This is a genomic window from Embleya sp. NPDC056575 (assembly GCF_042793325.1).
Lineage (GTDB): Bacteria > Actinomycetota > Actinomycetes > Streptomycetales > Streptomycetaceae > Embleya.
Genome location: NZ_JBHTVA010000012.1, coordinates 1 through 25,467 on the forward strand (window position 1 = coordinate 1; position 25,467 = coordinate 25,467).

General features: G+C 72.2%; 24 protein-coding genes and 1 pseudogene. 20 read left to right on the forward strand and 5 right to left on the reverse strand.

The window, feature by feature from the left end:
- Positions 1 to 20: 20 nt before the first annotated feature.
- A complete protein-coding gene (gene ileS, locus ACFRCG_RS11595; protein ID WP_380030631.1) occupies positions 21 to 3,170 on the reverse strand; it encodes an isoleucine--tRNA ligase in 3,150 nt (1,049 codons plus the stop codon).
- 627 nt (positions 3,171 to 3,797) lie between these two features.
- Here ileS and ACFRCG_RS11600 point away from each other — a divergent pair.
- The 5 genes and pseudogenes from ACFRCG_RS11600 (at position 3,798) to ACFRCG_RS11620 (ending at position 8,957) form a co-directional block, all read left to right on the forward strand.
- Positions 3,798 to 4,262: a TraR/DksA family transcriptional regulator gene (locus ACFRCG_RS11600; RefSeq protein ID WP_380030632.1), complete on the forward strand. Its 465-nt coding sequence runs from the start codon at positions 3,798 to 3,800 to the stop codon at positions 4,260 to 4,262.
- Between the two features lie 31 nt (positions 4,263 to 4,293).
- Positions 4,294 to 4,911: pseudogene (lspA, locus tag ACFRCG_RS11605) on the forward strand (signal peptidase II); the annotation flags it as partial.
- Positions 4,912 to 5,147: 236 nt separating this feature from the next.
- Positions 5,148 to 6,092, forward strand: a complete 945-nt coding sequence (locus ACFRCG_RS11610) for an RluA family pseudouridine synthase (protein ID WP_380030633.1) — start codon at positions 5,148 to 5,150, stop codon at positions 6,090 to 6,092.
- Positions 6,093 to 6,176: 84 nt separating this feature from the next.
- Entirely contained in the window at positions 6,177 to 7,766 is a 1,590-nt protein-coding gene (locus ACFRCG_RS11615; RefSeq protein WP_380030634.1) for a Na+/H+ antiporter, read from the forward strand.
- Between the two features lie 591 nt (positions 7,767 to 8,357).
- A complete protein-coding gene (locus ACFRCG_RS11620; RefSeq protein WP_380030636.1) occupies positions 8,358 to 8,957 on the forward strand; it encodes a dienelactone hydrolase family protein in 600 nt (199 codons plus the stop codon).
- Here ACFRCG_RS11620 and ACFRCG_RS11625 read toward each other — a convergent pair.
- Positions 8,861 to 10,141, reverse strand: coding sequence for a mechanosensitive ion channel family protein (locus ACFRCG_RS11625; RefSeq protein WP_380030637.1), 1,281 nt, complete (start codon positions 10,139 to 10,141; stop codon positions 8,861 to 8,863). The two genes, ACFRCG_RS11620 and ACFRCG_RS11625, sit on opposite strands and share 97 nt — an antisense overlap.
- Before the next feature lie 125 nt (positions 10,142 to 10,266).
- Between ACFRCG_RS11625 and ACFRCG_RS11630 the strand changes: the two genes are divergently transcribed.
- The 4 genes from ACFRCG_RS11630 (at position 10,267) to ACFRCG_RS11645 (ending at position 13,639) form a co-directional block, all read left to right on the forward strand.
- Positions 10,267 to 10,905: a hypothetical protein gene (locus tag ACFRCG_RS11630; protein WP_380030638.1), complete on the forward strand. Its 639-nt coding sequence runs from the start codon at positions 10,267 to 10,269 to the stop codon at positions 10,903 to 10,905.
- A 174-nt stretch (positions 10,906 to 11,079) separates the two neighbouring features.
- Positions 11,080 to 12,030 (forward strand): ABC transporter ATP-binding protein, encoded by a 951-nt coding sequence (locus ACFRCG_RS11635; protein WP_380030777.1) that lies wholly within the window; start codon positions 11,080 to 11,082, stop codon positions 12,028 to 12,030.
- Complete coding sequence (locus ACFRCG_RS11640) at positions 12,027 to 12,848, forward strand: ABC transporter permease (RefSeq protein WP_380030639.1); 822 nt, start codon at positions 12,027 to 12,029, stop codon at positions 12,846 to 12,848. Before ACFRCG_RS11635 ends, ACFRCG_RS11640 begins: the two co-directional genes overlap by 4 nt.
- Before the next feature lie 80 nt (positions 12,849 to 12,928).
- Entirely contained in the window at positions 12,929 to 13,639 is a 711-nt protein-coding gene (locus tag ACFRCG_RS11645) for an ABC transporter permease (protein ID WP_380030640.1), read from the forward strand.
- 72 nt (positions 13,640 to 13,711) lie between these two features.
- Here the strand turns inward: ACFRCG_RS11645 and ybaK are convergent, their stop codons facing one another.
- The 3 genes from ybaK to ACFRCG_RS11660 all read right to left on the reverse strand — a co-directional run bounded on the left by ybaK (position 13,712) and on the right by ACFRCG_RS11660 (position 16,492).
- Positions 13,712 to 14,209 carry a Cys-tRNA(Pro) deacylase gene (ybaK, locus tag ACFRCG_RS11650; protein ID WP_380030641.1) on the reverse strand — a complete coding sequence of 166 codons (498 nt, stop codon included), beginning with the start codon at positions 14,207 to 14,209 and terminating at the stop codon, positions 13,712 to 13,714.
- A 66-nt stretch (positions 14,210 to 14,275) separates the two neighbouring features.
- A complete protein-coding gene (locus ACFRCG_RS11655; RefSeq protein WP_380030642.1) occupies positions 14,276 to 14,962 on the reverse strand; it encodes an LON peptidase substrate-binding domain-containing protein in 687 nt (228 codons plus the stop codon).
- A 39-nt stretch (positions 14,963 to 15,001) separates the two neighbouring features.
- Positions 15,002 to 16,492: an oxidoreductase gene (locus ACFRCG_RS11660; RefSeq protein ID WP_380030643.1), complete on the reverse strand. Its 1,491-nt coding sequence runs from the start codon at positions 16,490 to 16,492 to the stop codon at positions 15,002 to 15,004.
- Between the two features lie 108 nt (positions 16,493 to 16,600).
- Here ACFRCG_RS11660 and hisD point away from each other — a divergent pair, with 108 nt between their 5' ends.
- The 11 genes from hisD to ACFRCG_RS11715 all read left to right on the forward strand — a co-directional run bounded on the left by hisD (position 16,601) and on the right by ACFRCG_RS11715 (position 25,440).
- Positions 16,601 to 17,956 carry a histidinol dehydrogenase gene (gene hisD, locus ACFRCG_RS11665; RefSeq protein ID WP_380030644.1) on the forward strand — a complete coding sequence of 452 codons (1,356 nt, stop codon included), beginning with the start codon at positions 16,601 to 16,603 and terminating at the stop codon, positions 17,954 to 17,956.
- On the forward strand, positions 17,953 to 19,065 hold the full coding sequence (locus ACFRCG_RS11670) for a histidinol-phosphate transaminase (protein WP_380030645.1): 1,113 nt from the start codon (positions 17,953 to 17,955) through the stop codon (positions 19,063 to 19,065). The genes hisD and ACFRCG_RS11670 overlap by 4 nt, the downstream gene beginning before the upstream one ends.
- A 21-nt stretch (positions 19,066 to 19,086) precedes the next feature.
- Entirely contained in the window at positions 19,087 to 19,683 is a 597-nt protein-coding gene (gene hisB, locus ACFRCG_RS11675; RefSeq protein ID WP_380012794.1) for an imidazoleglycerol-phosphate dehydratase HisB, read from the forward strand.
- Entirely contained in the window at positions 19,680 to 19,835 is a 156-nt protein-coding gene (locus tag ACFRCG_RS11680; protein WP_170222315.1) for a hypothetical protein, read from the forward strand. The genes hisB and ACFRCG_RS11680 overlap by 4 nt, the downstream gene beginning before the upstream one ends.
- 4 nt (positions 19,836 to 19,839) lie before the next feature.
- Positions 19,840 to 20,478: an imidazole glycerol phosphate synthase subunit HisH gene (hisH, locus tag ACFRCG_RS11685; protein WP_380030646.1), complete on the forward strand. Its 639-nt coding sequence runs from the start codon at positions 19,840 to 19,842 to the stop codon at positions 20,476 to 20,478.
- Positions 20,479 to 20,587: 109 nt separating this feature from the next.
- Complete coding sequence (gene priA, locus ACFRCG_RS11690; protein WP_380030647.1) at positions 20,588 to 21,322, forward strand: bifunctional 1-(5-phosphoribosyl)-5-((5-phosphoribosylamino)methylideneamino)imidazole-4-carboxamide isomerase/phosphoribosylanthranilate isomerase PriA; 735 nt, start codon at positions 20,588 to 20,590, stop codon at positions 21,320 to 21,322.
- Positions 21,319 to 21,750: a RidA family protein gene (locus tag ACFRCG_RS11695; protein ID WP_380030649.1), complete on the forward strand. Its 432-nt coding sequence runs from the start codon at positions 21,319 to 21,321 to the stop codon at positions 21,748 to 21,750. The genes priA and ACFRCG_RS11695 overlap by 4 nt, the downstream gene beginning before the upstream one ends.
- Entirely contained in the window at positions 21,747 to 22,508 is a 762-nt protein-coding gene (gene hisF / locus ACFRCG_RS11700; RefSeq protein ID WP_380030650.1) for an imidazole glycerol phosphate synthase subunit HisF, read from the forward strand. The genes ACFRCG_RS11695 and hisF overlap by 4 nt, the downstream gene beginning before the upstream one ends.
- A 119-nt stretch (positions 22,509 to 22,627) precedes the next feature.
- Positions 22,628 to 23,194, forward strand: a complete 567-nt coding sequence (locus ACFRCG_RS11705) for a helix-turn-helix domain-containing protein (protein WP_380030652.1) — start codon at positions 22,628 to 22,630, stop codon at positions 23,192 to 23,194.
- A 73-nt stretch (positions 23,195 to 23,267) separates the two neighbouring features.
- Positions 23,268 to 24,506, forward strand: a complete 1,239-nt coding sequence (locus tag ACFRCG_RS11710) for an MFS transporter (protein ID WP_380030653.1) — start codon at positions 23,268 to 23,270, stop codon at positions 24,504 to 24,506.
- Positions 24,507 to 24,612: 106 nt separating this feature from the next.
- On the forward strand, positions 24,613 to 25,440 hold the full coding sequence (locus tag ACFRCG_RS11715; protein WP_380030655.1) for a septum formation family protein: 828 nt from the start codon (positions 24,613 to 24,615) through the stop codon (positions 25,438 to 25,440).
- The last annotated feature ends 27 nt before the right edge of the window (positions 25,441 to 25,467 follow it).

A 25,467-nucleotide genomic window follows, 5' to 3' on the forward strand; every position in this document is an offset into this window, starting at 1 on the left:
GGGTCGCCCCGCCCGGCCGGTCAGACCTTGCGCAGCCAGAACCGCAGACCGAGCGCGGGGTCGCCGTGCTCGAACAACTCCTCGTCCTCCGGGGAGCCCTGGGCGAACTGCGTCGCCAGCACCTCCTCGGCGACCTGGCCGCCGTGCGCGAGCAGCGCCGACGTGGTCTCCTCCGACTCGTCCGCGGCCCACCACACCACGATCCGGTCGGACACCTCCAGGCCGCTGTTCTTGCGCGCCTCCTGGATCAGCCGGACCACGTCCCGGGCCAGGCCCGCGAGCCGCAGCTCGGGGGTGATGGTCAGGTCGAGCGCCACGGTCGCGCCGTCCTGGCCGGCCACCGTCCAGCCCTCGCGCGGGGTTTCGGTGACGATGACCTCCTCGGCCACCACCTCCACCGGCTCGCCCTCGACCTCGACCACCGCGGTGCCCGAGGTACGCAGCGCCGCCGCCAGGGCCGCCGCGTCGGCCGCCGCGATGGCGCCGGCCACCACCGGGGTGCGCTTGGCGAACCGCTTGCCCAGGGCCCGGAAGTTGCCCTTCGCGCTGTACTCGACCAGGTCGCCGCCCGCCTCGGACAGCGCCGCCACCGAGACCACGTTCAGCTCCTCGGCGATCTGCGCGCGCAGTTCGTCGGACAACTCGTCCCAGCCGCTCGCGCCGATCAGCGCCCGGCCCAGCGGCTGCCGGGTCTTGACGCCGGAGTCCGCCCGGGTGGCCCGGCCCAACTCGACCAGGCGCCGCACCAGCGCCATCCGCCGCCCCAGTTCGGGCTGTACGAGGGTCGCGTCCGTGCTCGGCCAGGTCGCCATGTGCACCGACTCGGGGGCGTCGGCGGTGACCGGACGCACCAGGTCCTGCCAGACCCGCTCGGTGATGAACGGCACCAGCGGCGCCATCAGCTTGGTCACCGTGACCAACGCCTCGTGCAGCGTGGCCAGCGCGGCCGGGTCCGCGTTCCAGAACCGCCGCCGGGACCGGCGCACGTACCAGTTCGACAGGTCGTCCACGAACGCGGTGAGCGCCTTGCCCGCGCGCTGCGTGTCGTAGGCCTCCAGGGCCGCGTCCACGTCGCCCACGAGGATGTTCAGCTCGGACAGCAGCCACCGGTCGAGCAGCGGGCGGTCGGCCGGGGCCGGGTCGCTCGCGCTCGGCGTCCAGCCGCCGGTGCGCGCGTACAGGGCCTGGAAGCTGACCGTGTTCCAGTAGGTCAGCAGTGTCTTGCGGACCACCTCCTGGATGGTGCCGTGCCCGACCCGGCGGGCCGACCACGGCGAGCCGCCCGCGGCCATGAACCAGCGCACCGCGTCGGCGCCGTGCCGGTCCATCAGCGGGATCGGCTCCAGGATGTTGCCCAGGTGCTTGGACATCTTGCGGCCGTCCTCGGCCAGGATGTGCCCCAGGCAGACCACGTTCTCGTAGGACGACCTGTCGAACACCAGCGTGCCGACCGCCATCAGCGTGTAGAACCAGCCGCGGGTCTGGTCGATCGCCTCGGAGATGAACTGCGCCGGGTAGGACTGCTCGAACAACTCGCGGTTGCGGTACGGGTAGCCGAACTGGGCGAACGGCATCGACCCCGAGTCGTACCAGGCGTCGATCACCTCGGGCACCCGGGTCGCCCGCTCGCCGCACGCGGTGCCGTCGGCGGCCTTGGCCGGGCAGCCGAAGACGACCTCGTCGATGTACGGCCGGTGCGGGTCCAGGCCCGACAGGTCGCGCCCGGTCAGCTCGGAGAGTTCGGCCAGCGAGCCGGCGCAGGTCAGGTGACCCTCCTCGCACCGCCAGATGGGCAGCGGGGTGCCCCAGAAGCGGTTGCGCGAGAGCGCCCAGTCGATGTTGTTGTTCAACCAGTCGCCGTAGCGGCCCCACTTGACCGTGTCCGGGTGCCAGTTGGTCCGCTCGTTCTCGCGAAGCAGCGCGTCCTTGACCGCGGTGGTGCGCACGTACCAGGACGGCTGCGCGTAGTAGAGCAGCGCGGTGTGGCAGCGCCAGCAGTGCGGGTAGCTGTGCTCGTACTCCAGGTGCCGGAACAGCAGCCCCCGGGCCCGCAGATCGGCCACCAGGGCCTCGTCGGCCTTCTTGAAGAACTGTCCGCCGACCAGCGGCAGCTCGGCCTCGAAGGTGCCGTCGGGGCGCACCGGGTTGACCACCGGCAGGCCGTACGCGCGGCAGGTCTCCAGGTCGTCCGCGCCGAACGCGGGCGCCTGGTGCACGACACCGGAGCCGTCCTCGGTGGTGACGTACTCCGCGAGCACCACGAAGTTCGCGTCCTCCAGCGGCAGCAGGTCGAACGGGCGCCGGTAGGCCCAGCGTTCCATCTCCCGGCCGGTGAAGCGCTCGCCGGTGGCCGCCCAGCCCTCGCCGAGCGCCTTCGCCAGGAGCGGCTCGGCGACCACGAGGCGTTCGTCGCCGTCGGTGGCCACCACGTACGTCACGTCGGGGTGCACCGCGGCGGCGGTGTTGGACACCAGCGTCCACGGCGTGGTCGTCCACACGAGCAGCGCCGCCTGCCCGGCCAGCGGCCCGGAGGTGAGCGGGAAGCGCACATAGACCGAGGGGTCGACGACCGTCTCGTAGCCCTGCGCCAGCTCGTGGTCGGACAACCCGGTGCCGCAGCGCGGACACCACGGCGCGACCCGGTAGTCCTGGGTCAGCAGGCCCTTGTCGAAGATCTGCTTGAGCGACCACCAGACCGACTCGACGTACTCCGGGTCCATCGTCCGGTACGCCTTGGACATGTCGACCCAGTAGCCCATCCGGGTGGTCAGTTCCTCGAACGCGCCCACGTGCGTCATCACCGACTCGCGGCACTTCGCGTTGAACTCGGCGATCCCGTAGCGCTCGATGTCCGGCTTGCCGGAGAAGCCCAACTGCTTCTCCACGGCCAGCTCGACGGGCAGGCCGTGGCAGTCCCACCCGGCCTTGCGCGGCACGTTGTAGCCGCGCATCGTGCGGTAGCGCGGGAACACGTCCTTGAACACGCGCGCCTCGATGTGGTGCGCCCCCGGCATGCCGTTGGCCGTCGGCGGCCCCTCGTAGAAGACCCAGCGGGGACCGTCGGCGTTCTGCGCGAGGGAGCGCTCGAAGATGTCGTTGTCCCGCCAGAACGCGAGGACCTCGTGCTCCATGGCGGGCAGGTCGACCTGCGCCGGTACCGGGCGGTACATGTGGCTTCCTTCCGCGGGCTGTGATGCGTGCCTACCGAAGGGACGAGACGGCCGTCGGCCGATCCCGCGGTACCACCCTTCTTGGCCGCGCGCCGCCCGATCCGCCTACCGTGCCCGGGCGGGCACAACCCTCTCGTCTGCGCGAGGGTCGGTTCTACGGGCCGCTCCGCAACCGGACCGACCTTTCCTCCGACAGCTCCGGGGTGATCTTCACCTCGCGCACACCCCCGGGCTCACACCGTCCCCGGGTCGCTGGCGGCTGCGTGCGACGCTACTCGTCCCCATCGACACCGTCTCGCTCTGCGGATTGTACGACCCGCGCGGACCCTCGCGCCTCCGAGTTCACCCGCCCCGGGCGCATAACGATCCGCTCGGGAACCGGTAACGAACGGGACACGTAGAAGAGGGATAAGCGTGGTTGCGTCTGGGCACAACCGATTTACGTCGCCGCCCCGGCGCACTCAGTGACGGGACGGCGCGTCCGGTTGTCCGGGGCGACCCATCCCTAAGCGAAACAAGGGGGCCGTGAACATGACGGATACAGAGAAGGCGAGTGGCGGGCGGACGCGTCGTGCGACCACGACGGCCGCGCCGCGAGCCTCGGTACGGGGAGGAACGGGACGCACCGTGAAGGCACCTGCACACGTGACCACCTCGACCGCGACGCTCCCGACACCGCCGAGCGGGTTCCATGAGCCGACGATGTACATCGTGCGGCCGGGGGAGGACCCCTGGAACGACGCGGAGCTGCGCGAGGTGCGCGAGGGTCTGATCGAGACCGCGCACGAGCTGCGCGCCGAGATCGCCGTGTCGGAGAACGGCATCGCCGATCTGCTGCGCGATTCGGGGGAGGGCGCGGGCGACGATCAGGCGGACACCGGGACCAAGAACTTCGAGCGCGAGCACGAGATGTCCCTGACCAACAACGCGCGTGGCATGCTGCTCCAGTCGGAGAAGGCGCTGCGGCGCCTGGCCGACGGGACATACGGGGCCTGCGAGTCGTGTGGTTCGGCCATCGGCAAGGCGCGCCTGCAGGCGTTCCCGCGTGCGACCCTGTGTGTGACCTGCAAGCAGCGCGAAGAGCGCCGGTAGCCGCCGCGGCCGCCGGCGGCGCGTCCGAGGACTGGAGCAAGCCATCGGCACCGGAGCGGAACGACGGGAAGACGCGGAGTCGCAGGCCCCCGCGGGGGAGCCGGACACCGGGGCGACCGGGGGCGGGGCGGACGGCGACGAGCCGACCGTGCCCGCCGGTTCGCGTACCCGTCGCTACATCCTGGTCCTGCTCGGGGTCGCGGCCGTCGCCTACGCCCTGGACCTGATCAGCAAGCTGATCGTGGTGAAGAAGCTCGAGTACCACGCCCCGATCGACATCCTCGGCGACTGGCTCCAGTTCCGGGCCACCCGCAACGCGGGCGCGGCGTTCGGCATGGGCCAGGGGCTGACCATCGTGCTCACGGTGATCGCCAGCGCGGTGATCGTGGTGATCCTGCGGCTGGCCCGCAAGCTGAACAGCCTGCCCTGGGCGATCGCCCTGGGCCTGCTGCTCGGCGGTGCGCTCGGCAACCTCACCGACCGGATCTTCCGCTCGCCCAGCGTGTTCGAGGGCCACGTGGTGGACTTCATCGCGCCCAAGCACTTCGCGATCTTCAATCTGGCCGACTCGGCGATCGTGGTGGGTGGCTGCCTGATCGTGCTGCTGTCGTTCCTGGGCCTGCAGCCCGACGGTACGCGGGAGGGTGACGACGAGGGCGGGGACGAGGGCGCGGACGAGGCGACGCCGGCGGACGAGGACGAGCGGGCGGACGAGGACGAGCGCACGGACGGCGCGGAGGCCGGGAACGGGGTCGTCGACGCGCCTGCCGGGGCCACTCGGGCGCCCGCGGCGGCGTCCTCCGGGACCGCCGAGCGGGCCGCCGGGGACCGGGACGGCGACCACGCCGTCGAGTCCGGTCCGGATGCCGGGCATACTCGTATCTCGTGACTGTCAATCCCGGCTCCCCCGAAATCCGCACGCTTCCCGTTCCCGACGGCCTCGAAGGCGAGCGGGTCGATGCCGCGCTCTCGCGGATGTTCGGCTTCTCGCGCACCAAGGCGGCCGAGCTGGCCGCCGCCGGGAAGGTGCAGCTCGACGGCCGGGCGGCGGGCAAGTCCGACCGGGTGGTCGGCGGAGCCTGGATCGAGGTCGAGATGCCGGGCGTGCCCCGGCCGGTGCAGCTCGTCGCCGAACCCGTGCCCGGCATGCGGATCGTGCACGACGACGAGCACATCGTGGTGATCGACAAGCCGATCGGCGTCGCCGCGCACCCCAGCCCCGGCTGGACCGGGACGACCGTGGTCGGCGGCCTCGCGGCGGCCGGCTACCGGATCTCCACCTCCGGCGCGGCCGAGCGCCAGGGCGTGGTGCACCGCCTGGACGTGGGCACCTCGGGGCTGATGGTGGTGGCCAAGTCGGAGCGCGCCTACACGCTGCTCAAGCAGCAGTTCCGCGACCGCACGGTGGACAAGCGCTACCACGCGCTGGTCCAGGGCCACCCGGACCCGCACACCGGCACCATCGACGCGCCGATCGACCGGCACCCCACGCACGACTACAAGTGGGCCGTGGTGACGGGCGGCAAGCCCAGCGTCACGCACTACGACACGATCGAGGCGTTTCGCGCCGCGAGTCTGCTGTCGATCAAGCTGGAGACCGGGCGCACCCACCAGATCCGGGTGCACATGGCGGCGCTGCGGCACCCGTGCGTGGGCGACCTGACCTACGGCGCGGACCCGACGCTGTCCAAGCGGCTGGGCCTGGAGCGGCAGTGGCTGCACGCGGTGAGCCTGGCCTTCGAGCACCCCGGCGACGGCACGTGGGTGCAGTACGAGAGCGGCTACCCCGCCGACCTGACCGCGACCCTGGAGCGGGTCACCGACAGGTGAGGCAATTGCCCGCCGGTCGGTGATTCGGCGGGGATTCGGGGAAGCCTCCAAGATCGAATCGCGCTCGATCGGTCTGGGGGTGGAGTGGGTCAGCTCACGCTGCTGTTCCTGTTGATGTTCGGCACGGTCGTGGTGGTGCCGCTCGCGGGCCGATTGCGGCTGCCGTTTCCGGTGTTGCTGACGCTGTACGGCGTGCTGCTCGGGTGGCTGCCGTTCGTGCCCAACCTGCGGATCGACCCCGACCTGCTGCTGCCGCTGCTGTTGCCGCCGCTGTTGTACGCGGCGGCGCAGCGGTCGAGTTGGCGCGAGTTCGCGGCGAATGCCAGGCCGATCACGCTGCTCGCGGTCGCGCTCGTGCTGGTCACCACGGCGGCGGTGGCGGCCGTGGCGGACGCGATGATCCCCGGGCTGCCGCTCGCGGGCGCGGTCGCGCTGGGCGCGCTGGTGGCGCCGCCGGATCCGGTGGCGGCGACGGCGGTGGCCGGGAGTCTGCGGCTGCCGCGGCGGCTGGTGGCGATCCTGGAGGGTGAGGGGCTGTTCAACGACGTCACCTCGCTCGTGCTCTACCAGGTCGCGGTCGCGGCGGTGGTCGGCGGTACGTTCTCGCCCGTCGAGGCGGCGGGCATGTTGGCGTTGTCCGCGGTGGTCGGCGTCGGGATCGGCTTCGCGGTCGGGCTGGCCGGGCGGTTGTTGCTCGGCCGGCTGGACGAGCCCACGCTGCAGACGCTGCTCACGCTCCTGGTGCCGTTCCTGGCCTACGTGGTGGCCGACGAACTGCACGGCTCCGGCGTGCTCGCGGTGTTGACCACCGCGTTCTACCTCGGCTCGGTCGCCGAGGACGCGGACAACGTGGTCGGCCGGCTCACCGGGCGCTCGTTCTGGGAGGTCGTCGACCTGGTCGTGACCGGTGTCGCGTTCGGGGTGATCGGCCTGGAGATGTGGGAGATCTTCCACGACCTGCGGGGCGATCGGGGCCGGCTGTTCCTGGAGGCCGGTGCGGTGGTGTTGACCCTGATCGTGGTGCGGGGCCTGTGGCTGTTCCCGGTTGCGGCGCTGGCCCGGCGGCTGCACGCACGGCTGCCGACCACCGGCGAGACCCAGACCCCGGATCCGCGCGAGACCGTGGTGGTGTGGTGGGCCGGGATGCGCGGCGTGGTGACGATCGCGCTCGCGCTGGCGCTGCCGCTGACCACCGACGCGGGTGGGGCCTTCCCCGAGCGGCAACGGCTGATCGCGATCGCGTTCTGCGTGATCGTGGTGACGCTGCTGCTCCAGGGGGTCAGCCTGCCGTGGCTGGTGCGCCGGCTCGGGGTCTCGGAGACGGACGACGCGGATAGCCACGAGGAGCGCCGGATCGCGGCGGCGGCGACGAAGGCCGCACTGCATCGGCTGCGCGAACTGGACGAGCAGCGCGATCTCCCGGACGAGATGGTGCAGCGGCTGCGGGCCCGGCAGAAGGCGCTGCTGGCCGAGCTGAAGCCGGAGGGCATGGGCGAGGAACTGGCCGACGCGGTGGTCGAGCGCTCACGTCGGATCAAGCTCCTGCACGAGATCGAGGCCGAGATGACGGCGGCGGCGCGACGCGAGGTGATTGCGGCGCGGGGGCGCCGAGGGGTGGACCCGGCGGCGGCCGACCGCGTCCTGCGGCGACTGGACCTGCGCAGCGTGCGGTGAGGCGGGGCCGCCTCGGAGCGGCCTCCTCGCCGAGCTTGGCCGGCTCTGAACCGGGCCGTCCTCAAACGCCGGACGGGCTGGGTTTGTGGTTGCGTTCGGCGACCGGTGCCGCGGTCCGCGGGTACCTGTGGCGGGCTGTCCTCAAGCGCCGGACGGGCTGGGTTTTGGTTGTGTTCGGCGACCGGTGCCGCGGTCCGCGGGCGCCTGCGGCGAGTTGTCCTCAAGTGTCGGACGGGCTGGGTTTTGGTTGTGTTCGGCGACCGGTGCCGCGGTCCGCGGGCGCCTGCGGCGGGCTGTCCTCAAGTGTCGGACGGGCTGGGTTTTGGTTGTGTTCGGCGACCGGTGCCGCGGTCCGCGGGCGCCTGCGGCGGGCTGTCCTCAAGTGTCGGACGGGCTGGGATTTGGTTGTTTGTGGCGACCGATGCTGTGGTTTGTGGGTGCCTGTGGCGAGTTGTTCCAAGTGCCGGATGGGCCGGGGTTGCTCGGGGAGGTTTCTCGGTGGACTCGGCTCGGCTGCTCGGGTGTGCCGGGTGGGCGGGTACCGTTGGGGGTTTGTTGTGTGGGGATTGGTCTTCGGAAGGATTTGTTCTCGTGGCCCGCATTGTGTTGTTTCACTCGGCCTATGGGCTGCGGCCCGCTGTTCAGGACGCGGCCGGGTGGTTGCGGGGGCTCGGGCATGAGGTGGTTGTGCCTGATTTGTATGACGGGCGTCGCACCGAGTCGATCGAGGAAGGCATGGAGATCAAGGATGAGATCGGTGCGGACGAGTTGATCCGGCGGGCGGTGAAGGTGGCTGCGGGCCTGGGGGAGGGGCTTGTGTACGCGGGGTTTTCGCTGGGGGCCTCGATCGCGCAGAACGCCGTGTTCGCCGATCGCACCGCGGCCGGGCTCTTGATGTTTCACGGCACCTCCGACCTGCGTGAGGATGCCGTGACGGAGGTGCCGGTGCAGTTGCACGTGGCCGAGCCCGATCCGTTCGAGATCGAGGACTGGCTGGGGACCTGGTATCTGGGCATGCGCCGCGCCGGGGCCGATGTGGAGATCCACCGCTACCGGGGCGCCGGTCACCTGTTCACCGATCCCGGGCTGCCGGACTACGACCGCGAGGCCGCCGCGCGTGCCTGGGCGATCGCCTCGGACTTCCTCAACGAGATCGACTCGGCCGCGGCGGCCGCGGCGGCCAGCGACTGAGGCTTCTTGGCCAGACTCACGTACTTGCGCGGGCCGGTCTGCGCGGGCACCTGCGGGGTCGGGCGCGCCTTCGCGAAGCGCCCGTTGCCGCTGTACGGGCCCACCGCCTCGTTGCCCAGCGGCGCGGGCGCGGTGGCGATGCGGGGCAGTGCGTACGGGTGTTCGCGGCGCAGGTAGTCGAGCAGCTTCTCGCGGACCTCGCAGCGCAGCGTCCACAGGTCGTCGGAGTCGCGGGCGGTGACCACCGCGCGGATCAGGATCGTGGTCGGCGTGGTGTCGGTGACGTACAGGCTCCAGCCCTGGCCGTCCCACAGTCCGGTGTCCTTGAGGATTCGGTGCAGTTCCTCGCGCAGTTCGCTCACCGGCGCCGAGTGGTCCAGGTGCAGGAACACCGTCCCGGTCATCCGGGTGTCGGTACGCGACCAGTTCTCGAACGGCCGCGAGGTGAAGTAGGACACCGGCATCACGATCCGGCGCTGGTCCCACGTGTTGACCACCAGGTAGGTCAGGGTGATCTCCTCGATCGTGCCCATCTCCTGGTTGACCACTACCGAGTCGCCGATCCGGACCATGTCGCTGAACGCGATCTGCAACCCGGCGAACAGGTTGGCCAGCGCGCTCTGCGCGGCCAGACCGGCCACCACGCCGAGCAGGCCGGCGGAGGCGAGCAGGCTGGTTCCGATCGTCTTCATGCCCGGGAAGGTCATGATCATCGCGGCGAAGGTGATGATCCCGACGATCGCCACCGCGGTGCGTCGGATCAGCGCGATCTGGGTCTGGATCCGGCGTACCCGGCCGGTGTCCGTCGCGTTCGCCGCGTAGCGCTCGAACGAGGTGTTCACCAGCAGGGTGACCGCGTGCACGATCAGCCACGAGCAGGCCGCGATCACCGAGAGCACCAGGATGTGCCGGAGCATCCCCCGACTGCGCTCGGGCAGCGCGGCGGCGGGCTCGGCGAGCAACAACATCGAGGTGCCGAGGGTCGCCACGATCGAGGCGCGGCCACGCCGCGCCATCGACCACAGTGGTCCGGTCAGTGGTTTGCGGGTCTGTACTTCGCGGGCCAGGCGAGCCATTCCCCAGGTCACCAGGCCCGTGAAGGCGATCACCGAGACGAGCACGATCAGCGGGCGAAGTATGTGCCACACGTCCACGTCGAAGGCCTCCCAGGGGCTTGCGGTCAAACCCGTACGGTACCCGAGCCCGCCGAGGTCACCCATCGCCTCGCGGGGCGCGCGCGAAGCGCCCCGGGGGTACGCGGGGGCGATAACGTGCGAGTTCGGGTGGTGCACGGCACGGAGGACGCGCGATGTCCAAATGGACCAGGATCGGCAGGGCCGGCTTCGGCGCGGTGCGGCGCGGACAGCGGTTCCGCAGCGCGTCCCGGGCCGCGGAGCAGCGCTCCGCCGTGGCCGGCGCGACCGCCTTCGACCCGGACGTGGACACCCGGCTCACCGCGCGCCAGACCGCCCTGCTGATCCGCTACCTGGTGGGCAAGGTGGTGCTGGGCCGGCTGGAATTCGTCTTTCTGATCAAGTATCCGCTGCTGGTCCTCGGCCTTCCGGCGCTGTTCCTGTTTCCGCCCCTGGGGATCGCGCTGCTGGTGCTGTTCGGCCTCGCCGCGCTGGTCCAGTGGGTGATCTCGCGGGCGATCGGGCGGCTCGCCGCCTTTCGCCGACTGGGTGCCGCCGAGGGGGAGTTGACCGACGCGGCGACCGTGTGGTGGCCCAACCTCAAGCGCGAGACCGCCCGGGTGGGCCTGCCGACCCGGCCGCTTCCGCTGCTGCGCCTGGCCGCCGCCCGGGCGACCCGACGGTTGGGCCCCGAGCGCGAGGCGGCGTTCGCGGCGATCGACTGGCGGGCGGTGCTGCCGCGCGACCAGTGGCGGCGGGCCCGGGTGTTGCTCGCCGAGGAGGCGGGCGGCGGACCGGCCGGGCGGACCGCGTAGAGTCGTCTGGTCGTGTGTCACCCCGCGCGCGCAACCTGACGCGCGTCGCGGGCCGCACGCCGTCACCACCACCTTCAGGACGACGCGCGGGGTCGGATGTACAAGCTGCCCGGAACGGACGAGCGGAGCGTGACCATTCCCGGCGAGCGCGCGAACGCCGACCCGTGTTTCACGGTGCGTGGCCTGACCCGGACCTATCGCACCGGGCGCCGGCGCGATCGGCACGTGGTCACCGCCAACGACACGATCGACCTGGACGTGCGCCGGGGCGAGATCTTCGGCCTGCTCGGGCCCAACGGCGCGGGCAAGTCCACCCTGGTCCGCCAGCTCACCGGCCTGCTCCGGCCCGACTCCGGCAGCATCGACCTGCTCGGCCACGACCTGGTGCGCCGCCCCGACGTGGCCGCCCGACTCGTCGCCTACCTCGGCCAGGAGTCCGGCGCGCTGGACGAGTTGACCGTCGCCCTCGCGATCGAGACCACCGCCCGGCTGCGCGCGCTCGACGCCCACCGGGCCCGGGCCGAGCGCGACGCGGTGCTCGATGAACTCGAACTCGGCCCGATCGCGGACCGCCCGCTGAAGAAGCTCTCCGGCGGCCAGCGCCGACTGGCCTGCGTGGCCACCGCGCTGGTGGGCGATCGGCCCGTGCTGGTCCTGGACGAGCCGACCACCGGCATGGACCCGGTCGCGCGCCGCGCGGTGTGGGCCGCGGTGGATCGCCGCCGGGCCGACAGCGGGGCCACCGTGCTCCTGGTCACCCACAACGTGATCGAGGCGGAGACCGTGCTCGACCGGGTCGCGGTGCTCGACGAGGGCCGGGTGATCGCGTGCGACACCCCCGGGGGGCTGAAGGCCATGGTCGGCGACGAGGTCCGGCTCGACCTGGTCTGGCGGGCCGACCCGCCGATGGACGACCCGGCCGTCGGTATGCTCGCGCGCAGCGCGGTGCGCACCGGCCGACGCTGGAGCACCCGGATGGAACCGGGAATGGCCCGCGAACTGCTCGCCGGCGTCACCTCCGGGCCCGCGTTCGAGGCGCTCGACGACTTCACGCTGTCCACGCCGAGCCTGGAGGACGTCTACCTCGCGCTCGGCGGCCGCCACCAGGGACTGGTCAAGGGATGAGGGTGTCGACCCCAGTGAGTGCAGCGAGCATCGAGACCGCGCCGCCGCGTCCGGTCGAACCGATCGCCCCGGCGGCGGGCACGCCGCTCGGCGCCGGGCTGCTGACCGTCTACCGCGCGCAGTTGTCCCGGGTGCGGGTCTCCCGGGTGCCGTTGCTGTTCGTCGCGGTGTTCCAGTCGGTGGGCATCATGATCCTGATGCGCGGCGTGGTGGACACCGGCAGCGACAGCGCCCGCGAGGCGGTGGTGGCCGGGTCCAGTGTGCTCGTGGTCGCCTTCGTCGCGCTCAACCTGCTCGCCCAGCACTTCGGCAACCTGCGCGCGGCCAACGCGCTCGACTACTACCTGACGCTGCCGGTGCGCCCGGCCGCCGTGGTGCTCGGCATCGCCGCCGCGTACGCGTCCTTCACGCTGCCCGGCACGGTGGCCACCGCGGTGATCGGCGCGCTGATGTTCCAGCTGCCGCTGGCCAACCTGTGGGTGCTGCTGCTGGTCGTACCGCTGTCCGGCGCGGCCCTCGCGGGCATCGGCGCGGTCTTCGGGCTGCTCGCCCCGCGCCCGGAACTGGCCACGCTCCTCGGCCAGTTGGGTATGTCGGCGGCGCTGCTGCTGGGCGTGCTGCCGGAGGACCGGATGCCCGAGGTGATCGTGCTCGCCCGGGACGTGCTGCCGTCCTCCTACGGGGTGGACGCGTTCATCGCGAGCTACGGCGACCCGAACTGGGCGGTGGCGGCCGGCAACCTGGCGGTTTGCGCGGGGGTCGGCGTGGTGATGCTCTCGCTGGCCACCTGGGCCTTCCGGCGCAGTACCCGGGCGTAGCCGACGCCCCTTCGACCACCGGACACATCGCCGCGCGGGGCCGTCCCGCGGGCTCGAGCCGTACATGGGACGCTGACCAGATGACGTCTGCCGGGGATATCGACCCCTACCCGTCGCCCGAGGGCGCGCACGTGGGCTTCGCGCCCGGGTACGACGCGCCCCCCTCGTTGTGGCGGCGCTACCGCACCGACGTGCTCGCGTTCGCCGCGGTGGTCGCGACCTGCCTGGTGGTGGGCGTGATCGTGGGCGTGGTCTGGGAGCAGATCACCCCCCGGGTGCCGCTGATGGCCACCAAGGAGGGCGTCTTCCAGGTCTCGCCCGAGACCGAGACCTCGATCGCCCTGGACGGCTGGTTCGCGGTGTGCGGTGTGGTGGCCGGCATCGTGCTCGCGCCGCTCGCGTTCTGGCGGTTTCGCCGACAGGGCGTGGCGACCGCGCTGGCGCTGACCGTCGGCGGGATCGCCGGCGCGTATCTGGCCTTCAAGGTCGGCGTGGCGCTCGGGCCGGACGGGATCGCCGACGAGGTGCGTCGGGTCGGCCTGGGCAAGCGCTTCGACCAGGAGCTGGACCTGAAGGCCAAGGGCGTGTTGCTGCTGTGGCCGATCGCGTCGATGGTGATCTTCCTCGGCCTGTCCGCCGGGTTCGCCCCCGCCGAGCGCCGCGAGACGTTCCAGGGATCGTGGCCGTGGGCGCCCCAGGGCCCGGGCCGCGACCACGCGCCCGACCCGCTCCCGGGTTCGACCGTGTCCACCCCGGTCGACCTCACCAAGCACGGGTCCGACGAGGGCTGACCCCGCGGGGCGGTACACGCGGCCGACTCGTGCGGGGCGGTACAAGCGGCCGACCCCTGCGAGGCAAAGGCTCTAGACCCGCCCCACCGGAGCCGTCACCGCGCCCGTGAGCCGGATCAGGTCGGCCGGGGCCAGTTCGATCTCCAGGCCCCGTCGGCCGGCCGACACATACACCGTCTCCAGCGTGAGCACCGAGGCGTCCACCACGGTGGGGTGCCGGCGCTTTTGGCCCAGGGGACTGATCCCGCCGAGCACGTAGCCCGTGGCCCGCTCGGCCGCCGCCGGGTCGGCCATCGCCGCGCGTTTGCCGCCGACCGCGGCGGCCAGCGCCTTGAGGTCGAGCCTGCCCGCCACCGGGACCACCGCCACGGTGAGCGCGCCGTCCACATCCGCGAGCAGCGTCTTGAACACCCGCGCGGCCGGCACACCGAGCACCGTCGCGGCCTCCTCACCGTACGAGGCCGCGTCCGGGTCGTGGGTGTACGCGTGCGTCGTGAACGCCACGCCCTCGCGGGTCAGCGCCACCGTCGCCGGGGTGCCCTGTCCGCCCTTGGTCCTGCCCTTCGCCATGCCGGCGCGCCCTTCGGTCGGGTCGGTCGGGCCCGAGGCGATCGGGCCCGCCTCGGCCGGTCCGTGTCAGTTGGGTTCGATGTTCTGCCGCAACAACTCGATCGCCGGCAACGACGGCAGGTGGTCGAGCAGCGCCGCCTCGCGGCGCAGCAGCTCCACCTCCGCGCTCAGCCGGGCGGTCGCGTCCTCCGCCTCCAGGAGCCGCTGCTTGTCGTGCGGGTCGAGCACCACCGCGGCGGCCACCAGGTAGGACAACACGACCGGGTCGTCGGGCAGCTCCGGCAGGCTCATCGGGGTGCGCTGCTGGGCGGTGAGCAGCCGGCGCTGATACTCGGCGAAGGCCCGGGTCGCGGCCAGCCCGAGAACGTCGGCCCGCTCGCCGGGCGGATCGGCCAGGTATTCGACCTCGGCGTACAGATACGGCCCCGAGTCGTCCACCGAGACCAGCTCGAACCGGGTCGCACCCGTGGCCACCAGGTCGTAGCGGCCGTCCTCGTGCGTCTTGATCGTGGCGATCTCCGCCGTGCAGCCCACCGGGTGCAGCACCGCGAGCGGATCGCCCTGGATGTCGCCGACCTCACGCCCGGTGCGCAGCGCCACCACGCCGAAGCGCTGCTCCGCCTGGGGCAGCGCCTCCAGATCCCGGACCAGCGCGCGGTATCGCTCCTCGAAGATGTGCAGGGGCAGCACCAGACCCGGATAGAGCACCGAGTTGAGCGGGAAGAGCGGAAGCCGGTCGGTCACGGTGACCAAGAGTAGGCCCTGACCGCCGGAGCGCGTCGATCATTGATCTCACCCACGGTTGAGCACCCGCGTCGCACCCGCCGCCGCGGCCCCGGCGAGGATCCAACCGAGCAGGATCAGCGAGTAGGCGAGCCACTGGCCGGGCCCGGTCGGCTTCCACGCGCTGTCCTGACCGAGCGTCACCACCGGCAGAAGCAGGTCGAGGGTGTACCAGAACGGGTTCCATTGCGGCGCCTCGTCCGCCTTCAGCGGGGCCGGCGGATCGGCCGCGAACACCGCCGTGCCGATCGCCACCAGCGCGACCAGCCAGCCGACGGCGCGCGCCGGCCGGTAGCCGTAGCCGATCGCCACATCCTGCACATGGCCCCAGAGCCGGCCCGCCGGCCCCAGCCCGGCGCGCCGCCGGCGCTGCTTGGCCAGCAACACGGTCCGGGCCTGCTCGTCCTCGCCCGCCGCGCGGTAGGCGGCGGCGAGCTGGTCGTAGGGCTGGGGGGTGTACTCGGCGGTGCCCCGCTCCACCCAGTCCACCCGCTGTCGCACGCTCAGCGGGCGCTCGGCGCGCAGCGCGGTGTATCGCGTCCCGGCCAGGACCAGGTCGCCGGACGCGGGCCAGGTGTCCGGCCCGTCGGTCAGCGTGCCGAACGTCGCGTTGGCCAGCACGATCCGCCCCCGGGGCGGCCGGGCCAGCGCCATGTGCAGGCCCTGCGCGACCACCCGCCACATGGTCAACTCCTCGCCGGGATTCGCGCAGATCACCGCCCGGCTGAGCACCAGGCCGCCGCCCAGGCGCGCGTCGTTGAGCCGGATCGAGCCGGTCGCGGCGAAGCCCACACCCAGGTGCAGCGAGTGCTCGACCGTGATCCGCCCGAGATCCATCGCCAACTCCCCGGGGCGCTCGACACTCGCCCCGTACAGCGTGACCCGCCCGCCGAACCGGCCGCCGTACAGGCTCACCTGCCCGCGGAAGACGCTGCGGTCCATCGACGAGTCCGCGCCCACGTGCAGCCCGTTGGCCATCAACGCCACCCCGCGCCGGTCCGGACCGACCACGCAGTCGTCGATCCGCAGGTCGTTGTCCACCCGCGTGTCCAGGATCCGCAGACCACCCGCGACCTCGCAGCGGCACAGCGACAGGTCCCCGTCCACGCGCATGTTGCGGCCCTGGATCTCGGTCAGCACGCAGTCGAGCAGATTCAGCGTCCGCGTGCTCGCCACGTTCAGCACGATCGGGCCCTCGAAGCGGCAGCCGATCACCGAGACGTAGACGTCGAGCCGCGCGCCGCCCAACTCCAGGTCGCCCACCACCCGGGCGCCGCTCAGCCGCAGCGCGGTGGTGTGACCGGGCTCGGCCTCCGGCGGCTGGAGCAGCAGCCGGGCGAGCACCTGGGCCCGGATCGTGCGGTCCGGCCCCCACGTCGCGCCCGTGCGCGGATCGTCGTCCGCCGGCACGCCCGTGCCCAGATCCAGCCGCTCGCCGCGCCGATACGCCTCCCACAGGCGGATCTCGGTCGCGCTCAGATGCCCCGGCGGTGTGCTCATCCGTGGTCCCCCGACACTGGAAGGCTGCTGCGTCCCGCCCATGATCGCGCGTCTCACTGTCCGACACACGAGGACGTATGGTTCGGCGCCGTCTCTACACTGGGGCAGGTGATCTCCCGTATCGACCTGCGCGGTCCCGCCTCGCGGGCTGTCCTGGACAGCCCCGCCGCACTGCGCGACGTGTTGCCCCGAGCCGAACTCGACGTCGAGGCGGCCCTGGAGAAGGTCCGCCCCCTCTGCGAGGACGTCAGGCATCGCGGCGTCGAGGCGCTGATCGAGATCACCGAGCGCTTCGACGGTGTGCGACTGACCGACATCCGGGTGCCCGCCGAGGCGATCGCCGCGGCCCTGGACACGCTCGCGCCCAAGGTGCGCGCGGCCCTGGAGGAGTCGATCCGCCGGGCCCGCGCGGTGCACCGCGAGCAGCGCCGGCAGGACGTCACCGTGCAGGTCGTGCCCGGCGGCACCGTCACCGAGCGGTGGGTGCCGGTCGAGCGGGTCGGGCTCTACGTACCGGGCGGCAACGCCGTCTACCCGTCGTCCGTGGTGATGAACGTGGTCCCCGCCCAGGAGGCGGGCGTCGCCTCGATGGCGGTCGCCTCGCCGCCACAGGCCGGGTTCGGCGGGCTGCCGCACCCGACCATCCTGGCCGCGTGCGCGCTGCTCGGCGTGGACGAGGTCTACGCCGTGGGCGGGGCCCAGGCGATCGCGATGTTCGCGTACGGCGCGGGCTCGTGCGCGCCGGTGAACCTGGTCACCGGTCCCGGCAACATCTGGGTCGCCGCCGCCAAGCGGCTGCTCAAGGGCCGGATCGGGATCGACGCCGAGGCCGGGCCGACCGAGATCGCGGTGCTCGCCGACGACACCGCCGACGCCGGGCACGTCGCGGCCGACCTGATCAGCCAGGCCGAGCACGACACGCTGGCCGCGTCGATCCTGGTCACCGACTCCGAAGCGCTGGCCGACGCGGTCGTGGAGGAGTTGAAGGTGCGGGTGGACGCCACCCGGCACCGCGAGCGGGTCACCGAGGCGCTGGCCGGCCGGCAGTCGGGGATCGTGCTGGTGGATTCGGTCGACGACGGCCTCGCCGTGGTGGACGCCTACGCCGCCGAGCACCTGGAGATCCAGACCGCCGACGCGGGCGCGGTCGCCGCCCGGGTGCGCAACGCCGGCGCGATCTTCGTCGGCGCGTTCGCCCCCGTCTCGCTCGGCGACTACTGCGCCGGATCCAACCACGTGCTGCCCACCGGCGGCTGCGCCTGCCACTCCTCGGGCCTGTCCGTGCAGTCCTTCCTGCGCGGGATCCACGTCGTGGACTACTCGCGCGCGGCGCTCGCCGACGTCGCCGAGCACGTCAGCGTGCTGGCCGACGCGGAGGACCTGCCCGCGCACGGCGCGGCCGTGCGGGCCCGCTTCGCGACCGGCGAGCTGTCCGGCCTCGCGGCGTGGGAGGAGGGCGCGTGAGCGACCTGGACCGGCTGCCGATCCGCGCCGAGCTGCGCGGGCAATCGCCGTACGGCGCCCCGCAGTTGGATGTCCCGGTGCGGCTCAACACGAACGAGAACCCGTATCCGCTGCCGGCCGCGCTGGTGGCCCGGATCGCCGAGCGGGTCGCCGCCGCGGCCCGCGACCTGAACCGCTATCCGGACCGGGACGCGGTCGAACTGCGCACCGCGCTGGCCGACTACCTGTCCCGGACCGGCGGCTACCCGCTGGGCCCGGAGCGGGTGTGGGCGGCCAACGGCTCCAACGAGGTGCTGCAACAGCTGCTCCAGGCGTTCGGCGGCCCCGGGCGCACGGCGCTGGGCTTCGACCCGTCCTACTCGATGCACGCGCTGATCGCGCGCGGCACCGGGACCGGGTGGATCTCCGGCGCGCGCGGCGGCGACTACACGATCGACCTCGACGAGGCGCTGGCGCAGATCGCCGAACACCGCCCGAACGTGGTGTTCCTGTGCTCGCCGAACAACCCCACCGGCACCGCGCTCGCCGGCGAGGTGGTCGAGCGGGTGTACGACGCCGCGCAGGCCGCCCGGCCGTCGCTGGTGATCGTCGACGAGGCGTACGTCGAGTTCGCGCACACCGCGTCGCTGCTGCCGCTGCTGGAGGGCCGGCCGCACCTGGTGGTGAGCCGGACCATGTCCAAGGCGTTCGGCGCGGCGGGCCTGCGGCTCGGCTATCTCGCGGCGGACGCCGCGGTGGTGGACGCGGTGCAACTGGTCCGCCTCCCGTACCACCTCTCCGCGGTCAACCAGGCCACCGCGCTGGCCTGCCTGGAGTTCGAGGACACCCTGCTGGGCTATGTGCGCGAACTCAAGGAACAGCGCGACCGGCTGGTCGAGGAACTGCGCGCGCTCGGCTGCGAGGTGACCGACTCCGACGCCAACTTCGTGCAGTTCGGCCGGTTCGAGGACCCGCACGCGATCTGGGCGCGGATCCTCGAACACGGGGTGCTGGTCCGCGACAACGGCGTCCCGGGCATGCTGCGGGTGACCGCCGGCACGGACGCCGAGAACACGGCCTTCCTGGACGCGATGCGGCACGTTCTCAAAAGCGCGCGTCCGAAGGACTGAGAGAAAGTCGAAATCACCGCCATGGCAAGAACCGGTCGCGTCGAACGCGCCACGAAGGAAACCTCCGTCGAGGTCGAGATCGACCTGGACGGCTCGGGGAAGGTCGACGTCGCCACCGGCGTCGGCTTCTTCGACCACATGCTCGACCAGCTCGGCAAGCACGGCCTGTTCGACCTGACCGTCAAGACCCGGGGCGACCTGCACATCGACGCGCACCACACGATCGAGGACACCGCCCTCGCGCTCGGCGCCGCGTTTCGCCAGGCACTCGGCGACAAGAAGGGCATCCGCCGCTTCGCGGACGCCTCCGTGCCGCTGGACGAGGCGCTGGCCCAGGTCACCGTGGACCTGTCCGGCCGGCCGTACCTGGTGCACTCCGAGCCGGAGCACATGGCGCCGATGATCGGCCCCGACTACGACACCACGCTGACCCGGCACATCCTGGAGTCGTTCGTCGCCCAGGCGCAGATCTGCCTGCACGTACACGTGCCGTACGGGCGCAACGCGCACCACATCGTCGAGGCGCAGTTCAAGGCGCTCGCCCGGGCGCTGTCCGACGCGTGCGTGCTCGACCCGCGCCGGGCCGGCGTGATCCCCTCGACGAAGGGCGCGCTGTGAGCACCGGCGCGATGGTCCTGATCGTGTTCGGGCTCTTCCTGGTCGGCGGGTGCATCTCGTTCGTCAAGCAGGGCCTGCCCAAGAGTGTGATCGCCCTGCTCGCCGTCGGCGCGTTCTTCTCGATCGCGGCCGGCGTCCTGAAGATCGGATAGGCGCGTGCCCAAGAAGGTCATCGTCCTCGACTACGGATTCGGGAACGTGCGTTCGGCCGAGCGGGCGCTCGCGCACGCCGGCGCCGACGTCGAGATCAGCGCGGACCAGCACGCCGCGCTGAACGCCGACGGGCTGCTCGTGCCCGGCGTCGGTGCGTTCGCGGCGTGCATGGAGGGCCTGCGCGCGGTCCGCGGCGACACCATCGTGGACAAGCGCCTCGCCGGCGGCCGGCCGGTGCTCGGCATCTGCGTCGGCATGCAGATCCTGTTCACACGCGGTGTCGAGCACGGGGTGGCCACCGAGGGCTGCGCCCAATGGCCCGGCACGGTCGAGCGGCTGGCCGCCCCCGTGGTGCCGCACATGGGCTGGAACACCGTCGAGCCGCCCGCCGACAGTGTGCTCTTCCGCGACGCCGTGCCCGACACGCGCTACTACTTCGTGCACTCCTACGCGGTGCGCACGTGGGAGATGCCGGTGGTCCAGGACGGCCCGCACATCCCGCCCGGCGTCACCTGGAGCACGCACGGCACACCGTTCGTGGCCGCAGTGGAGAACGGCGCGCTCAGCGCCACCCAGTTCCACCCGGAGAAGTCCGGAGAGGCCGGCGCGCAACTGCTGCGCAACTGGCTCGAGACGCTGTAGCCCGCGCGGCGCGCGTGCCGCGCCGCATCGCGATCGCCCCGACCACCCCGATCGCCCCGACCGCACCCCGCCCGAACTTTCGACCGAACTGCTGAGGATCCCAAGCGTCATGACCGAGACCCACCGCCTCGAACTGCTGCCCGCCGTCGACGTCGCCGACGGCCAGGCCGTCCGCCTGGTCAAGGGCGAGGCCGGGTCGGAGACCTCCTACGGCGACCCGCTGGCCGCCGCCCTGGCCTGGCAGAGCGCCGGCGCCGAGTGGATCCACCTGGTCGACCTGGACGCCGCGTTCGGCAAGGGCAGCAACCGCGAACTGCTCGCCGAGGTTGTCGGCAAGCTCGACGTCAAGGTCGAGTTGTCCGGCGGCATCCGCGACGACGCCTCCCTGGAGGCCGCGCTCGGCACCGGCTGCCGCCGGGTGAACCTGGGCACCGCCGCGCTGGAGACGCCGGACTGGGTGCGCTCCGCGATCGCCCGGCACGGCGACCGGATCGCGGTGGGCCTGGACGTGCGCGGCACCACGCTGGCCGGGCGCGGCTGGACCCGCGAGGGGGGCGAGTTGTTCGAGACGCTGGCCCGGTTGGACGCCGACGGCTGCGCCCGCTACGTGGTCACCGACGTGAACAAGGACGGCACCCTCGCGGGCCCGAACCTGCAGCTGCTGCGCGACGTCTGCGCGGCCACCGACCGCCCGGTGGTGGCCTCGGGCGGGGTGTCCTCGCTGGCGGATCTGCGCGCCATCGCCGAACTGGTGCCGCTGGGTGTGGAAGGCTCGATCGTCGGCAAGGCGCTGTACGCCCAGGCGTTCACCCTCGAAGAGGCGTTGGAGGCGGTGTCCCGGTGACGGGAAGCGACAATTCGGCCGGATCCGGTAGCTCGGCCGGCATCGAGCGGTACTCGTCCGGCGGCCCGTGGGAGGACACATTCGGCTACTCGCGCGCGGTCGCCGTCGGCGACTACGTGCACGTGTCGGGCTGTACCGCGATCGTCGAGGGCAATCTGGCCCACGAGGGCGACCCGCACCACCAGACGCTCGCCGCCTTCCGGATCGCGCTGGACGCGCTCGCGCACTTCGGGCTCGACGCGGCGGACGTGGTGCGCACCCGGATGTACATCACCCACTCGCGCGACTCGGACGATGTCGGGCGCGCGCACGGCGAACTGTTCGGCGAGGCGCGACCGGCCGCCACGATGGTCGTGGTGGCCGGGCTGATCGACTCGCGGATGCTCGTCGAGGTCGAGGTGGACGCGTACCGGGGGAGGGCGTCGTGACGTTGGCCGTACGGGTGATCCCGTGTCTGGACGTGGACGCCGGCCGGGTGGTCAAGGGCGTCAACTTCGAGAACCTGCGGGACGCGGGCGATCCGGTCGAGATGGCCCGGGTGTACGACGCCGAGGGCGCGGACGAGTTGGTCTTCCTCGACATCACCGCCTCCTCGGGCAATCGCGAGACCACCTATGACGTGGTCCGGCGCACCGCCGAGCAGGTGTTCATCCCGCTCACCGTCGGCGGCGGGGTGCGCGCGGTCGAGGACGTGGACCGGCTGCTGCGGGCCGGCGCGGACAAGGTGGGCGTGAACACCGCGGCGATCGCGCGGCCGGAGTTGATCGCCGAGATCGCCGACCGCTTCGGCTCCCAGGTACTGGTGCTCTCGGTGGACGCGCGCCGGCGCCGCGACGGTGCGCCGGGCTTCGAGGTGACCACGCACGGCGGGCGCACCGGGACCGGCATCGACGCGGTCGCCTGGGCGGCGCGGGCGGCCGGGTTGGGCGCGGGCGAGATCCTGCTCAACTCGATGGACGCCGACGGCACCAAGGACGGCTACGACCTGGAGTTGATCCGCCTGGTCCGGGCCGAGGTGGGCATCCCGGTGATCGCCTCCGGTGGCGCCGGCGCCCTGGGGGACTTCGTCCCGGCCGTGGAGGCGGGCGCCGACGCGGTGCTCGCGGCCAGCGTGTTCCACTTCGGCATGTTGCGGATTCCGCAGGTCAAGAACGTATTGCGGGAGGCGGGGCAGCCGGTGCGCTGAGCCGCGTACCGGGCGAGGGAGCCGACCGCGGGTGCGGTCGGCTTTTTCGCGGCCGGATGTGCAATCTCTATTGCGAAAGATTTATTGCGAAAGAACTCTTTCGCATTTATCGTGGGGTCATGAGCGAGGAGCCTCCGCCCCGGCGGATGATCAAGGACGTACAGACCCTCAAGGTGTTCACCCACCCGCTGCGGATCTCGCTGCTGCGGATGCTGCACGCCGGCGGCCCGGCCACCGCGTCGATGCTGGCCAAGCGGGTCGACGCGACCCCGGCCCTGGTCAGCTACCACGTGCGCACCCTGGCCGCGCACGGCTTCGTGGTCGAGGACCCCGAGCACGCCGAGGACGGGCGCGAGCGCTGGTGGAAGGTGGTCGAGGACCTGACCTTCTCGCTCGGCGACTTCGCCGAGGACCGGGTCGGCCGGGACCTGTCCACCAGCATCGTGCGGGTGCTCGGCTCGCAGTCCGAGGACCGCTACCGCCGGTTCCTGGACGAGGTCGAGTCGTGGGGCCCGGAATGGGCCGGCGCCGCCTTCAGCGGTGCGCCGACGCTCCGGCTGACCGCCGACGAGCTGCGCGAACTGGGCGAGGAACTGCAGGCGTTGGTGGCCCGATACCGGGACCGGCAGACCCCGGGCGCGGAGCATGTCGAGGTCTACGTCCGAGGTTTCCCGTACCGCATGTGAGTGCCGGGCGCCGTGCCCGCGCCCGCCGCCCGAGCCGCCCGACGCCCCATCGAGTACCGGAACGGGAAGCATCATGGCCGTACGCAACACCGCGACCGGAGTCGCGACCACGACGCCCCGGCCCGCGCACCGCGACCCGCGCGTGCTGGCCTGGCTCGGCGCCTTCACCGCGTCGCTGATCGGCGACCAGATCTGGTTCCTGGCGCTGTCCTGGACGGCGGTACGCGGCGGCGACGGCACGCAGACCGGGCTGGTGCTGGCCGCCGGATCGTTGCCCCGGGCGCTGCTGATGTTGCCCGGCGGGGCGATCGCCGACCGGTACGGGCCGCGCCGCGTGCTGATCGGCAGCGACCTGGTGCGCTGCGTGGTGATGATGATCGCGGCGTTCGCGGTGGCGGCGAGCAGTCCGGCGATCTGGCTGCTGATCACGATCGCGCTGGTGTTCGGCGCGGTGGACGCGCTGTTCATGCCCGCCGTCGGGGCGTTGCCGGTACGGCTGACCGACCGCTCGCAACTGGTCCGGGTCCAGGGCATGCGCTCGTTGTCGCAGCGGGTGGCCACCGTGGTGTCCGCGCCGATCGGCGGCGCGGTGCTCGCCTGGGGCGATGCCGAACTCGCCTTCACGCTCAACGCGGTCCTGTTCGGCCTCTCCCTCGCGCTGCTGTGGCGGCTGCGCCCGGGGCCCGCGCCTGAGCCGGAACCGGGCACCGAGGAGCCGGAATTGGGCCTGCGGGCCGGACTGCGCCACGTGTTCGGGCACGAGTTCCTGCGCCCGCTCCTGATCACGGTGGCGCTGATGGAGCTGGGCTTCACCATCCCGATGAACGTCGGCATCGTGCTGCTCGCCGACGACGCGGGCTGGGGGCCGGGCGGGATGGGCGCGGTGCTGGGCGGGTGGGGGATCGGTGCGGCGATCGGCGCGTTGGGCCTGACCGTTGCCGGGCGGGTGCCGCGGCCGGTGTTCGTGCTGCCGGTGGGGATGCTGGTGATGGCCGGCGGTCTGGTCGGCCTCGGTTACGCGCCCGGGGTCGGCGTCGCGGTGGCCTGCGCGGCGGTCCTGGGTGTGGGTACCGGCGTGGTGGGCGGGGCCGGGAGCGCGCTGGTGCAGACCACGTGCGCGCCGAGTGCGCTGGGTCGGGTGACCGCGTTGCAGATGATGTTCGCGGTCGGCCTGATCCCGCTGCTGTACCCCGTCGGTGGCCTGATCGCCACGGAGTTCGGGCCCTCGGCCGTGTTCGCCGGCGGCGGTGCGGCGATGCTCGCGGGCATCCTGGTGGCACTGGGCAGCGGACCCTTTCGGCGCCGGGCCTGACTTCGGGTCACGGAAGGATTCCGGTCGCACAACGATCATCTGACTCGAAGTCAAGTAGTTGGGCCCGGTCGAGCGCGAGGTTCACCCGATCGGGCAGGCTAGGCACATGACGATGCCGCCATCACCCGGACAGGGTGGCTACCCCGGATACGGGCAGCAGCCAGGCCAGGGTTATCCGAGCAACCAGCCGTACCCCGGGCAGCAGTACCCCCAGGGCGGACAGCAGTACCCACCGCCGCCGCAGAACCCGTACGGCGGCGGACCGCAGTATCCCGGCAACTACGGTGGTGGCGGGGGCTATGGCGGCGGCATGCCGCCGGGCCCCAACCAGGGCGGCTCCGGCAAGGGCCCGCTGATCGCCGTGGTGATCGCCGCGATCGTCGTGGTCGGCGGGATCATCGCCACCCTCGTGGTGGTCCTGGGCGGGGACGACAAGAAGAAGTCGGCGTCGCCCACGCCCGCCCCGACCACCTCGGCCGTGTCCTCGCCGACCGCCACGCAGAGCGCGCCGCCCACGACCCGCCCGACCACCAGCCGCCCGACCGCGCCGCGCACCACCTCGTCCGGCGGTACGGACCCGACCATGCCCTCCGAGGTGCAGTACGTCGACCTGTCCAAGGGCGACTGCGTGACCCTGGACACCACCTCGGGCACCATCGACAAGAAGACGTGCACCAGCACGCACAACGGCGAGGTCATCATGACCTACGAACTGACCGGCAGCACCTATCCGGGCGAGTCGGCGATCACCGACCAGACCGAGACCAAGTGCACCCCGGCGCTGAACGCGGCGGTGAGCGGGCGCTCCGACTCCTCGCAGTTCACCTTCACCTACACCTTCCCGAAGCAGCCGGGCTGGGACATCGGTCGGCGCAAGGTGACCTGCATCGCGAAGTACAAGTCGGGGCAGACACTCACCAAGCCCCTGCGCTGACCGAGCGCTCGGCCCTTGGGGGAGGGA